Origin of the sequence: Corynebacterium tuberculostearicum, assembly GCF_032821615.1 — a bacterium.
Classification (GTDB): Bacteria; Actinomycetota; Actinomycetes; order Mycobacteriales; family Mycobacteriaceae; genus Corynebacterium; species Corynebacterium tuberculostearicum_H.
Window position 1 is genome coordinate 1 of sequence record NZ_JAVBIF010000017.1, and the last position, 11,959, is coordinate 11,959.

The window sequence follows — 11,959 nt, forward strand, 5'->3', positions numbered from 1 at the left end:
GTACAGGGTCGGAACTAACATGGAAGACAGATCACGCTGAAGGCACATGAGGAGATCATGGCCAGTCAAGAAGTGGGTCATTCCACGTGGTTCCGATCCTGTATTCCCATTATCAGCGTCAGGAAGTTTGTGTGTGAGGCTCTGATCTAGAAGGAGTTTCACCGATAATGACTACGGTGTCACCGAAGAAAACCATGACCCGGCGAGGGTCAACGAGATCAGCGAGAAGCTGATGGAAAATTCTGAAATCGCCAGCTTGATTAGCGAGCTGTCGAGCTCCGCTGATGATGCAAGCGAGCTGGTCAAAGGCCTGCTGCAAGCATCAATCAACGCTGGCCTTAAGGCGGAGATGGATGCGCACTTGGGCTACGGCCATTCCGACCGCAAAGCGAAATCCCAGGTCGAAACCGCACAGGAGAATAATCACCGTAACGGGTCGTACACCAAGACCGTCAATTCTGGCTACGGCGCAGTTGAGGTGACCGTGCCCAGGGATCGTGCCGGCACGTTTACTCCCCGGATGGTGCCCAAGGGTGCACGTCGGCTCACAGAACTCGACGACATGATTATCTCGCTCTACGCCGGTGGGATGACCGTGCGCGATATCCAGCATCACCTCGCGACCACCCTTGGGGTGGATATGAGCCCGGATACGATCAGCACCATTACCGATGCGGTGTTAGACGAGGTCATGATCTGGCAAAACCGCCAGCTCGACGAGTTTTACCCGGTGATCTTCCTCGACGCGCTACGCGTGAAAATCCGTGACGGCCACCGCGTGGTCAACAAGGCTTGCTACATGGCGGTTGGTGTCGACATGGACGGCATCAAGCACATCCTGGGACTGTGGATCGCCGACAATGAAGGAGCCGCATTCTGGGCATCGGTGTGTGCGGATCTGGCTAACCGCGGTGTCCAAGACGTGTTCATTGTGTGCTGCGACGGGCTCAAAGGCTTGCCGGAAGCCGTGGAGGCAACCTGGCCGAATTCCATGGTGCAGACCTGTATTGTGCACCTGATTCGGGCTGCGAACCGGTGGGTGTCGTATCAGGACCGCAAAGGTGTCTCCCGGGCGCTGCGTGAGGTCTACACGGCCGCAAACGAGGACACCGCCCGTGCCGCCTTGGATGCGTTCGAAGCCAGTGAACTGGGCCGGAAATACCCGCAGTCGGTCAAAGTCTGGCGCGACGCTTGGGAGCGGTTCGTGCCGTTTCTGCAGTTTCCGCCGGCGGCACGCCGGGTGCTCTACACCACCAATTCAATCGAGTCGCTGAATGCTGAACTGCGTAAAGCTACCCGCAACAGGGGCCAATTCCCGAACGATACCGCGGCGCAGAAAACGCTGTGGCTGATGATCTGCAACATCGAACAAGCGTGCCGCCCAGCGAGCGAAGAAAGCAAAGCGCAACATTGAGTGCAACGGCTATATTGAAGGAGCGAAAGCCACCGGGTGGAAACAAGCCATCAACCAACTAGCCGTGGCTTACCCCGACCGATTCGCGGACTACTTGTAAACCACCCCCGCACACAAACAATCGGACACTCTCACTTAACCGGATATGGCACCCAGCTTCCGTAGCTACGGCATAAGCCGCAGTCAGATGCATCCCACATCTTTTGGCGGCTTGGTGTACTGACAGTCCGCTTCGGACTAGCTCCACAAGCTGGAAAGCCTGGCTGCCGCGGCGATCAACTCGTTTGGCTTTAAACACGACTGGCAATCCAAAGGCATGGCAAGAATTCAAAGCATGCCCGTAATGACAACCAAGCTCACCAGCCGCCGAACGGACACTACGCCCACTGCCAACCAAGGCAACTAAGCCACGACGATCCGACTCAGACAACGAATGAAACGGGCCGACAACCCCAGACACAACAACACCCTCCTAAGGGAAAGTGTTGCAACGACCCTCTGAACTCAAGGCTTGAAACTGTTATGCTATTGGGAGCAATTGTTGTCGGTGAAAGGAGTAGGCAGTGCTCATCCGTCGTGTTTTTGCGTAAAACACTAAAGGAAGAACGGATTTAAGCATGCCTATTTTATTGAACGACCTTTCCCTAGTATGGCCCGATGGCACAACCTGCTTCAGTGGCCTAAACGGTGCCTTTTCTGGCCCTTTAACTGCGCTGATTGGGGATAATGGTGCAGGAAAGACATCTCTGTTAAACGTCATCCTTGGCAAAATCTTGCCTACTGCTGGAACGGTGGAAAAGCCGGAATCGATAGCGTACCTGCCACAAGACCTTGCTTGGAATGAAAATGATGTAGTAGCAGACATCTTCGGTGTCACCCAAGTGCTCACGGCGATTTCCGCAGTCGAAGCCGGTGAGTATGAACCAGAACTCTATGAGTTAATTGGGGAGCAATGGGACGTCGGTGAGCGCATTGCCGCTGCCCTTTCCGCCGCCGGATTGGATATCCCGTTGGACCGCCCTATCAAAAGCCTCTCTGGAGGTGAAGCGGTCCGCGTCGCTTTGGTGGCGGTGTTCTTGTCCGAGCCGGATTTCATTATCCTCGATGAACCGACCAATAACCTCGACGGAACTGCTAAGAAGCATCTGAAAGATATGTTGGTAAATGCCGCGGCGCCGGTGCTAGTGGTAAGCCATGACAAAGACCTGTTGGATGTAGTTTCCGAGGTAGCGGAATTAAGGGATGGGAACCTACGCTTCTTCCAAGGCAACTATTCCGACTACCTAGCCACGATTAATGCAGAACAGGAAGTAGCTCAGAAAGCAGTATCTACCGCCAAGGCGACTTATAAGCAGCAACTCCGCGAACAACAAGCAATGCAAACACGAATTGCGCGTGATGCGCGCCGTGGAAAGAAGTTCGCGGAGTCGAAGCGCAAACCAGGCATGACGATGAAGCTTGATAAGCAGCGATCCGAAAAGACGGCATCACGCAGAGCGCAAATCCATTCAGGCGCAGTTGAAGCGGCCCAACGCTCTTTAGCTCGAGCTGAGCGAAACATACGAGATGATGATTCGGTCTATATCGAGCTGCCACAAACTGAGCTGCCGGAAGGAAAGCGGGTTATTTCGATTCCTGGGCTGACGATTGTCGGCCCAGAACGGGTGCGCTTGTCAGGACCAAATGGAAGTGGCAAGACCACGCTCTTAAACCGAATTAACTCCGGTGAGGCGGGCTACGTGATCGGCAACTCGGGGTATTTGCGTCAACGAATTGGATTAGATCCTTCTCTAAGCGTATGGGACGTGGTTACCAACGCGAATCCACGAGAGGATCCGCAGTTCATCCGTGATCAGCTAGCTCAGTTGTTGTTTCAATCTGACTCGGTTCATGCGTTGACAGGGACCCTCTCGGGAGGCGAAAGATTTAGGGCGGAATTCGCCAGAGTGCTCTTAGCGGATCCGGCGCCGCAATTGCTAATGCTCGATGAGCCGACTAACAACATTGATATTTCAACTGTTGATTGGTTGGTCTCAGTTTTGAAAAACTATCGGGGCGCATTGCTAGTGGTTAGCCATGATGAAGATTTCTGCTCGCGGATCAAACTTACGAGGCAAGTTTCTATAGAGGACATTGGATGAGCCGACTCCAAGGTGGAGGTATCGCGAGTCAGTGCGGCACACCTTGCCCGAATTCAGCCCAAGGGTGAGCAGTGGCACAATGGTGGGCATGCTGAAAACCACGATTGATCTCTCCGCCATTGCGCACAACGTCCGCCTCATCAAGGAAAAGGTGGGTCCGGAGGTCAAGCTGATGTGCGTGGTCAAGGCCGATGCTTATGGGCACGGCGCGGCCAAGGTTGTGCCGGTGATGGCGCGCGCCGGCGCGGATTGCTTTGGCGTGGCCACCCTGCGGGAAGCCGTGAACCTGCGCCGCGCGGGCGTGGATGCGCCCATCGTGGCGTGGATTTGGCAAACAGATGAAATCCTCGAAGAAGCCTTGGCCAATGGAATCGAGGTAGCGGTCAACTCCCTTGAGCAGGCGCATAAGCTGGTCAAGGCCGATTTTCCTGCCGAGGTATACGTCAAGGTGGAAACCGGCATGCACCGCTCCGGTGTGGACGAAGGGGATTGGGCAGAGACCTTTAAGGTGCTGCGCGATGCCCCACACATCAAGGTGCTTGGGCTCATGTCCCACTTTGCGTGCGCCGATGAGCCGGATAATCCGCACAATGACGCCCAAGAGGAAGCGTTCCGCACGGCCCTGCAGCTCGCGCGTGAGATTGGCTTGGAATGCCCGGTCAATCACCTGGCCAATTCGCCCGCAGTGCTGACACGTCCGTCCTCTTATTTCGAGCAGGTGCGCGTCGGCGCCGCTTGCTATGGCTTGGAGCCCATCGAGGGGCGCGAGCATGGCCTGCGCCCGGCCATGACCTGGTCCGGTCAGATTTTTAACGTCAAGCCCATTCAAGCGGGTGAGGGCACGTGCTATGGACTCACATGGAAGGCGGATAAGCCGGGATTTTTGGCCACGGTGGACTGTGGCTATGCCGATGGCCTGCCGCGCGGCTATCAGGGCGACTTGCACGTGGGCATTGGTGGGCACCTCTACCCGCAAGTAGGAAGAATCTGCATGGATCAGATCGTGGTGGACTTAGGTGAGAACCCGCATGGCGTGGACACGGGGCAAGATGCCGTGATCTTTGGCAACGGGGGAGTATCGGCCACGGATCTCGCCGCGGCAGCAGGCACCATCAACTATGAGGTGGTGTGCCTGCCCGATGGCCGCACCGAACGCGAATATATAGGAGAAGAAAATGCGCAATAGCTTTCCCGAATCCGGCAGCCGCGACCTATCCACGGTGGAAGACACCTATGCCTTTGGTGAAGAGCTAGGTGCGGCGCTTGAAGCCGGCGATGTAGTGATCCTGGATGGGCCGTTGGGGGCTGGAAAGACGACGCTGACGCAGGGCGTCGCCAAGGGCATGCAGGTTAAAGGCCGCGTTACCTCGCCAACCTTCGTTATCGCCCGCGTGCACCGCTCCACGGTGGGTGGGCCAGACCTTGTGCATGTGGATGCCTACCGCCTGCTCGATGAAGGCGGCGCTAATTCCGGGGACCCGCTAGGGGAACTGGACGCCTTGGACTTGGACACGGAGCTGGAAGATGCCGTGATTATCGCCGAATGGGGCGGGGGACTGGTGGAACAGATTGCGGAGCGCTACCTATTTATCAGCATCGACCGTGAGCCGGTGGACTATGCCGGCGCAGAAGAGGATGTTCGCCGCTTCACATGGTCTTGGAAAAGTGGTGCATAGTACATCGTTCCGCCTTATAGGGGGTTAAGTGATGAATATCCTAGAAAGCAAACTTGATCCGGGTATAACCACTACGTAATTCTATTAAGGTGTTGAATTTTCTCGCCTCAAGTCCTTTGCTATCTCTCTTCGTCATCATGGCGGTGGGTCTAGCGATTGGCAAGATCAAGATCTTCGGCATCTCTCTCGGTGCCGCGGCTGCGATGTTCGTGGCACTGGGTCTTTCTACTGCTAATCCGGATATCCAAATTCCGCCGCTGGTCTATCAATTTGGCCTGGCGATCTTCGTTTATGCCATTGGCCTCAACTTCGGGCCTTCCTTCGTCCGCGAGTTTAAAACCCGCGGCTGGAAGCTCACCGTCTTCATGCTGGGCATGTTGGTTGTTTTGGTCGCCGTTGGCTATGGCCTCATCCGTGGCTTTGGCCTGAGCGTGCCAGAAGCCGTCGGCATGTTCGCCGGTTCGCTCTCCTCCACGCCGGGCATGGCCGCCGTGGTGGAAATGGTGGGCGATTCCACCCCGGTCGTCGGTTACTCCTTGGCCTACCCAGGTGCGGTAATCGGCGCGATTCTCGTCGCCGCCATCGGCGCCAAGGTTGTCAAGGTGAACCATGAGGAAGATGCCCGCGCAGAGGGCATGATTCCCGCCGAGCTCGTGGCCAAAGGCGTGCGCCTGACCAAGAACTTCAATGACACCGCTGGGCATATCTACCGCGTTACCGGCCAGACCGTAGTGGCTACTCGTATCATCTCCGACGAGGAGCGCCACCGCCTCGCCGTCCCGGAAATGCCACTGTGCGAGGGGGAGGCCTACCTGCTCAACGGCTCCGAAGAGGCCGTCGATAAGGCCATTGAGGTCTTGGGTGAGGAACACCCGGTGGAGCTGACCGAGGACGCTGGGCTTAAATACACCCGCGTTACCGTGTCCAACCCGGAAATTGCCGGTAAGTCCATCCGCGAGATCAAGGCCCTCGACCACGGCTTTATCATCGCTCGTATCCGCAAGGGTGATAAGGACCTCGTGCCGCACCCGGACACTGTGCTCAACTACTCGGATCGCGTTCGCGTGGTCACCAGCCCGAGCCGCCTGCCGTACGTGCGCAAATACCTCGGTGACTCTGAGGCCGCATTGGGTAACGCGGACCTGCTGTCCATGGCCATCGGACTGACCTTGGGTATGCTGCTTGGCCTCATTCCGATTCCAATGCCGGGTGGTTCCACCCTGCAGCTGGGCTTCGGTGGCGGCCCCGTGGTCGTTGGCCTGCTCTTGGGCTACCTCAACCGTACCGGCCCGTTGAACTGGCAGATGCCATTCCACACCCGTGAGACCTTGTCCAATATGGGCCTTACCTTGTTCCTGGCCGGCGTGGGCACCTCGGCCGGCGCCTCCTTCCGCGATGCCCTGACGGATCCATCCTCCCTGACCATCATGGGCGTGGGCCTTATCATCACGCTGGTCTCCGCCATCTTGATCGGCGTCATCGGCATGCTGGTGCTCAAGCTGAAGTGGGACGAGGCCATGGGTTGTGCGGCCGGCATGACCACCAACCCCGCAGTCTTTGCCTACATTCGTGATCAAACCGGCACCGAGTTGGCCGGCCGCGGATGGGCCACGGTCTATCCCACCACAATTATCGGCAAGATTATTGCCTCGCAGGTATTGCTCTTGCTGTTGCTATAGCGGCAATATCTCGCGTTAATTACTCACCCACAGGGTCGCCCGCCTACACTGGCAGGCACTACCCTGTGGGTTTTGTGTTGCGGTGAACCAGGTAGCATCGGTTGCCAGAATTACCGCCGCCCGCCTGAAACTTAAACATTTTTCAAGGAGCCATACTCACCCCATGACTAAATTCGCTCGCAACTTCACTGCCGTCATCATCGCCATCTTTATCGTTGTCATGATGGTTCTTCTTGCCTCCTCCACGCTGCGCGAGGAAAACCACCTGGAGGGCAACCTCTCCTCCACGCTGGCCAAGGCGCCAAATAACTTGGAGGTCATGACCGTCATGCCCACCGACGTCTATGGCGAGGAGTACCCCGCCATTGGTTTCATCTGCCCGGGCATGCGCGAAGACAAGGTCAAAGAGGCACAGATCGATACCGAGAACATCACCTTTGAAGATGGTGCGGTGCCGGAAGGCAAGAGCTACGCGGTAGCCATTTCCCAGAGCGCTAAGCCCTTCATCGAAGAGCTGGATCCGAAAAAGGTGGAGGTGTGCGAGATGATTGACATGCAGGTCAAGGCCATGGAGCAGCAGGGCCAGAGCCTTGATGGCGGCGTTCCCATGATCCAGGGCACCCAGCCGCTGGGCTTCCAGCGCGAGGATGGCACCTGGAAGATGGTTGCCTAATGCGCGTCCTCGCGATCGACACGGCCACCACCGCCCTGGTTACCGGGGTGGTGGATACCGTCACCGGGCAGACCACCGGGCGCGTGTTGGAGGATACCCGCGCGCATAATGAGCTGCTCATTCCTACCATCACCGAGGTCCTCGCAGAGGCGGGCATGGAATATTCCGACCTCGATGCGGTGGTCACCGGCGTGGGCCCGGGACCATTTACCGGGTTGCGCGTGGGTATGGCGACGGCCTCCGCGCTTGCCGACGCCCTTTCTATCCCCCTCCACGGCATCTGTACCCACGATGCCATCGCGGCCGCCGCCGACCTCCACGTAGAACCTGCCGCCGCGGCCGACGAGGCGACCGCCTTGGTGGCTACCGACGCCCGCCGCAAAGAGATCTACTGGGCCACTTACCGCGCTACCGACTCCGGCGTGCAGCGCATTTCTGGTCCTGCGGTGACGAAACCGGCCGAACTCGAGGTGGAACTTGCCTCCACCGCCGAGGTCATCATTCCTGACCGCCTTGCTGGGCAACTTCCCGAGCGATTCGCCGCCCTCCCGCACCGCGCGGCCCATCCGACCGCGTCGGCCCTCGTTGCCGCGGCCGACCTCGAGGCAGAACCGGCTCCCGTCGTGCCGCTGTACCTGCGCCGCCCAGATGCGGTCCCGCCAAAGCAGCAACAGCTTTCTGCCGCCATCCCGAAGGTCGAGCTGTGAGGCTGCGCGAGCTAACCCCGGCCGATGCACCCCGGTGCGCCGAGCTGGAAGAGGTCCTTTTTCCAGGCGAAACTCCGTGGTCCAGCCGGATCTTCCGGGAAGAAATGGCCCAGCCCTTCAACTTCTATCTCGGGGTGGAAGGCGCGATCGAGGAACCAACGCCCGTAAAGCTGTTGGGCTATGCGGGCATCGGCATGATGGGCCCGGCCGCGGACCCGGAGTTTGAAATCCACACCATTGGCGTCGACCCCGCCGCGCAGCGCCGCGGCATCGCGCGGATGATGATGGACAATATCTGCCATATCGCGGATCTCAAGGACGCCCCGGTCTTCCTCGAGGTTCGCGTGGGCAATGATCCCGCTATTGGCCTGTATGAGCGCTACGGCTTTGCCAAGCAGGGGATCCGCAAGAACTATTACCAACCTTCCGGGGCGGATGCGCACGTGATGGTGCGCCCGCGCCAGTCCGAGCGCCCAGAAGATTAAGGAGCAGTCATGAATATCATGGGCATCGAATCCTCCTGCGATGAAACCGGCGTGGGCATCGTCGAGCTGCGCGAGGACGGCCACATGGAAATCCTCGCTAACGCCGTTGCTTCCTCCATGGAGCAGCATGCGCGTTTCGGCGGCGTCGTCCCGGAAATCGCCTCCCGTGCCCACCTTGAGGCCATGCCGCAGGTCATGCAAGCGGCGCTGAATGAGGCGGGCATCGAAAAGCCGGATGCCATCGCCGCCACCGTGGGACCTGGCCTGGCCGGTGCCTTGCTGGTGGGAGCCTCGGCCGCCAAGGCCTATGCCGCGGCCTGGGGCGTGCCTTTCTACGGCGTTAACCACCTCGGCGGCCACGTTGCGGTGGCCAACCTGGAAGGCGAAGAGCTGCCGCACTCGGTGGCCCTCTTGGTCTCGGGCGGGCATACGCAGCTGTTGGAAGTAGAGGCCGTCGGCAAGCCCATGCGCGAGTTGGGCTCTACGCTTGACGACGCCGCCGGTGAAGCCTACGACAAAGTCTCCCGCCTCCTTGGTTTGGGCTACCCGGGCGGCCCGGTGATTGATAAGCTCGCTGCCCGCGGCGAGGCCACCATCGACTTCCCACGCGGCATGTCCCGCGCCGAGGATCTGCGCGGCCCACACCGCCACGACTTTTCCTTCTCCGGGCTCAAGACCTCCGTGGCCCGCTACGTGGAACGCGCCGAAAAGGCAGGGGAGACCATCAGCGTGGAAGATGTATGCGCCAGTTTCCAAGAAGCCGTGGCCGATGTCCTGACTGCCAAGGCCGTGCGTGCCTGCGAGGACACCGGCGCCCGCGTGCTGTTATTGGGAGGCGGCGTGGCCGCTAATTCCCGCCTGCGCGAGCTGGCCGCCGAGCGCTGCGCCGCCGCCGGGGTGGAACTGCGCGTGCCGCGCTTTTCCCTGTGCACCGATAACGGCGTGATGATCGCGGCCATCGGCGCGCAGCTCATCCACGAAGGCGCCCAGCCCTCTGGTCTCGGCGTAGGCACCGATACCCAGCTGGATGTAGAAGAGCCGCAGTTAACCTAAAGTTCTTCTCGCTCGCGCTGCAGGCGGGGCAGTGGGCCGGTACTCTAAAGAGCGTTCATGCCCTCTTGGCTTTCTGAAGGAGCTTTCTCTCATGACCGTCGGTTTCCTTGTCAACCCTGATCTCACCCGCCGCAAGCTCGAGTTCGAGCTGGAGCACGCCAACCAGTTCCTGGGCGGCACCACCGAGGATCGCGTCTCCGTTGTTTTCCAGGAAGACGGCACCACCTACGCCGCACTCTACAACCCAGAAGCTAAGGCCGAAGGCGCCGAGCCGAACCCGGTAGCCTCCCTGGCACGCAACGCAGCCGCCACCGGCAACGCCGCTTTCCTGCAGGACCCCATCCGCTCCATCTGCGGTCCCGTCATTTTCGTTGACGCCGAGGGCGAAGACACCACCATCGATGCCGTTATCGAGTCTGTGGAGCAGGGTATTCGCGCAGTGAAGAACTACCGCGAAGATAACCCGGAGGAATACACCCTCTGGCGCGCGGCCGTTATCAACTCCGATAAGAGCCTTTAAACCCCAGCCCCTCACAGGTAGGGTTCAAGCGCTTTTCGCGCGCCCGTAATACGGTGTTCACATTCTTATGGTGTTCTAGGGAGCCGTACCGCTTCTTCTAAGACTCCAAAGGTGAAAACTGTATGCTTCGTTCATCGCGCTTCGTCGCCTCCTTCGCCACCGCCCTCGCTGTGGGTGGCGCCGCCGCCCTCGTGCCCGCCACCCCGGCGCTGGCTGCTGACTCGCCCATCTACCGCACCATCCTGCAGCCGGGCGAAGATGAATCCCAGGTCATGGTCACTTGGCGCACGAAGTCCAAGGCAGACGAGGTCCTCGAGGTCACCGGCCCAGAAGGCACCACGACCTTCCGCGCCGACGAGCGCGACTTTGGCGCCTTGCTGTACAAGTCCCAGTTCGCCACCGCTACCAACCTGCAGCCGGATACCGAATATTCCTACCGCGTTGGTTCCGAGGAAGGCGGCTGGTCCGAACCAGAGACTTTTAACACCGGCTCCAATGGCGATGACTGGTCCTTCCTTACCGTCGCCGACCCGCAGATCGGCGTGGACCTCAAGGTGGATGACCAAGCCGAACAGTGGCGCAAGACCATTGGTCACGCGGCTTCCCACGTGCCGAATGCCAGCATGATCTGGTCGCTGGGTGACCAGGTTGAGGGCTGGGGTGCGCAGGTACCGCAGTACGATGCGTACTTCTCCGCCCCGGAGATTCGTCACATCCCTACCAACACGGTCCCGGGCAATCACGAGACTTATAACCTCACCATGAAGCATCATGATGAGCATTTCTCCAACCCGCATCAGGCGGACGATATCCGCGACCACTACTTCGAGCGCAATAACGTACTCTTCATCGGCCTGGACTCCAATGCTTCTTCCGACGCCGATATCGCCCGCCACGAGCAGTTCCTGCGCGAGGCCATCGAATCCCGCGGCGCGGATAATGACTGGATCGTCGTCGGCATGCACCACGGCCCGTACTCCCAGGGCTCGCATCACTTTGATAAGGACGTCACCAACCTGCGCGAGAAGCTCACCCCGGTGCTCTCTGAGCTCAACGTCGATGCCGTGCTCTCCGGCCACGACCACATCTACACCCGCAGCCACTTGATGAAGAACAACAAGCCGGTCCTGCCTGAAAAGAAGCCGCAGCGCGGCGACGTGCTCGAGCCCAAGGATGGCGAGGCGCTGTACCTGACCACCACCACCGCGGGCGGTGGCAAGTACTACGACTTCACCGACGTGAATAACAAAAAGCACAAGGGCGCGCGCATGGAGACCATCGATCCGAAGCTCGCCCACGAGTCCACCGCCATGTGGCGCCAGGATTACACCGAGGACTACATGCGCGTAGACGTCTCCGATGACAAGCTCACCTTCACCACCTTCAACGAAGGCGATAACACGCTGGTGGACAAGGTTTCCCTCAAGAAGAAGGATCGCGGCGCTGCGCCTGCCGACGACGCCACCGACCCCGCAGACTCCACCGAGTCCACCGGATCCGCCGACCCGGATACCCCTGAGACGCCCAAGGATCCGGAGGGCGGCAGCTCCCTGAGTTCCAGCGATATTTTCGGCGGGCTCAGCTCGAAGAAGTAGCTAGCGTCGCCCCATT

The 11,959-nt window shown here is 59.4% G+C and carries 10 protein-coding genes and 1 pseudogene; all 11 read left to right on the plus strand.

Annotated features, from left to right (window positions below):
- Nucleotides 1-167 precede the first annotated feature (167 nt).
- The 11 genes and pseudogenes from RAE09_RS10025 (at nt 168) to RAE09_RS10075 (ending at nt 11,943) form a co-directional block, all read left to right on the plus strand.
- Nucleotides 168-1,514: pseudogene (locus tag RAE09_RS10025) on the plus strand (IS256 family transposase).
- A gap of 517 nt (nt 1,515-2,031) precedes the next feature.
- A complete protein-coding gene (locus RAE09_RS10030) occupies nt 2,032-3,555 on the plus strand; it encodes an ABC-F family ATP-binding cassette domain-containing protein (RefSeq protein WP_150850432.1) in 1,524 nt (507 codons plus the stop codon).
- Between the two features lie 82 nt (nt 3,556-3,637).
- Nucleotides 3,638-4,741 carry an alanine racemase gene (gene alr, locus RAE09_RS10035; RefSeq protein WP_316981619.1) on the plus strand — a complete coding sequence of 368 codons (1,104 nt, stop codon included), beginning with the start codon at nt 3,638-3,640 and terminating at the stop codon, nt 4,739-4,741.
- On the plus strand, nt 4,731-5,231 hold the full coding sequence (tsaE, locus tag RAE09_RS10040) for a tRNA (adenosine(37)-N6)-threonylcarbamoyltransferase complex ATPase subunit type 1 TsaE (RefSeq protein WP_005322720.1): 501 nt from the start codon (nt 4,731-4,733) through the stop codon (nt 5,229-5,231). Before alr ends, tsaE begins: the two co-directional genes overlap by 11 nt.
- Before the next feature lie 89 nt (nt 5,232-5,320).
- Nucleotides 5,321-6,910, plus strand: coding sequence for an aspartate:alanine exchanger family transporter (locus RAE09_RS10045; protein ID WP_302259192.1), 1,590 nt, complete (start codon nt 5,321-5,323; stop codon nt 6,908-6,910).
- Between the two features lie 163 nt (nt 6,911-7,073).
- Nucleotides 7,074-7,583, plus strand: a complete 510-nt coding sequence (locus tag RAE09_RS10050; RefSeq protein ID WP_316981606.1) for a hypothetical protein — start codon at nt 7,074-7,076, stop codon at nt 7,581-7,583.
- The gene (gene tsaB, locus RAE09_RS10055; RefSeq protein ID WP_005326854.1) at nt 7,583-8,290 is read left to right on the plus strand and encodes a tRNA (adenosine(37)-N6)-threonylcarbamoyltransferase complex dimerization subunit type 1 TsaB; all 708 of its coding nucleotides are present in this window, start codon (nt 7,583-7,585) and stop codon (nt 8,288-8,290) included. Before RAE09_RS10050 ends, tsaB begins: the two co-directional genes overlap by 1 nt.
- On the plus strand, nt 8,287-8,775 hold the full coding sequence (gene rimI, locus RAE09_RS10060) for a ribosomal protein S18-alanine N-acetyltransferase (protein ID WP_316981607.1): 489 nt from the start codon (nt 8,287-8,289) through the stop codon (nt 8,773-8,775). The genes tsaB and rimI overlap by 4 nt, the downstream gene beginning before the upstream one ends.
- A gap of 9 nt (nt 8,776-8,784) precedes the next feature.
- Entirely contained in the window at nt 8,785-9,828 is a 1,044-nt protein-coding gene (gene tsaD / locus RAE09_RS10065) for a tRNA (adenosine(37)-N6)-threonylcarbamoyltransferase complex transferase subunit TsaD (protein WP_316981608.1), read from the plus strand.
- Between the two features lie 91 nt (nt 9,829-9,919).
- Nucleotides 9,920-10,348 carry a hypothetical protein gene (locus tag RAE09_RS10070; protein WP_005322709.1) on the plus strand — a complete coding sequence of 143 codons (429 nt, stop codon included), beginning with the start codon at nt 9,920-9,922 and terminating at the stop codon, nt 10,346-10,348.
- A gap of 122 nt (nt 10,349-10,470) precedes the next feature.
- The gene (locus RAE09_RS10075; protein ID WP_316981609.1) at nt 10,471-11,943 is read left to right on the plus strand and encodes a metallophosphoesterase family protein; all 1,473 of its coding nucleotides are present in this window, start codon (nt 10,471-10,473) and stop codon (nt 11,941-11,943) included.
- Nucleotides 11,944-11,959 lie beyond the last annotated feature (16 nt).

Coding starts and splice junctions, on each gene's coding strand:
- RAE09_RS10075 (WP_316981609.1), top strand. CDS start 10,471: ATGCTTCGTTCATCGCGCTTCGTCGCCTCCTTCGCCACCGCCCTCGCT.
- tsaE (WP_005322720.1), top strand. CDS start 4,731: ATGCGCAATAGCTTTCCCGAATCCGGCAGCCGCGACCTATCCACGGTG.
- RAE09_RS10030 (WP_150850432.1), top strand. CDS start 2,032: ATGCCTATTTTATTGAACGACCTTTCCCTAGTATGGCCCGATGGCACA.
- RAE09_RS10070 (WP_005322709.1), top strand. CDS start 9,920: ATGACCGTCGGTTTCCTTGTCAACCCTGATCTCACCCGCCGCAAGCTC.
- tsaD (WP_316981608.1), top strand. CDS start 8,785: ATGAATATCATGGGCATCGAATCCTCCTGCGATGAAACCGGCGTGGGC.
- tsaB (WP_005326854.1), top strand. CDS start 7,583: ATGCGCGTCCTCGCGATCGACACGGCCACCACCGCCCTGGTTACCGGG.
- RAE09_RS10050 (WP_316981606.1), top strand. CDS start 7,074: ATGACTAAATTCGCTCGCAACTTCACTGCCGTCATCATCGCCATCTTT.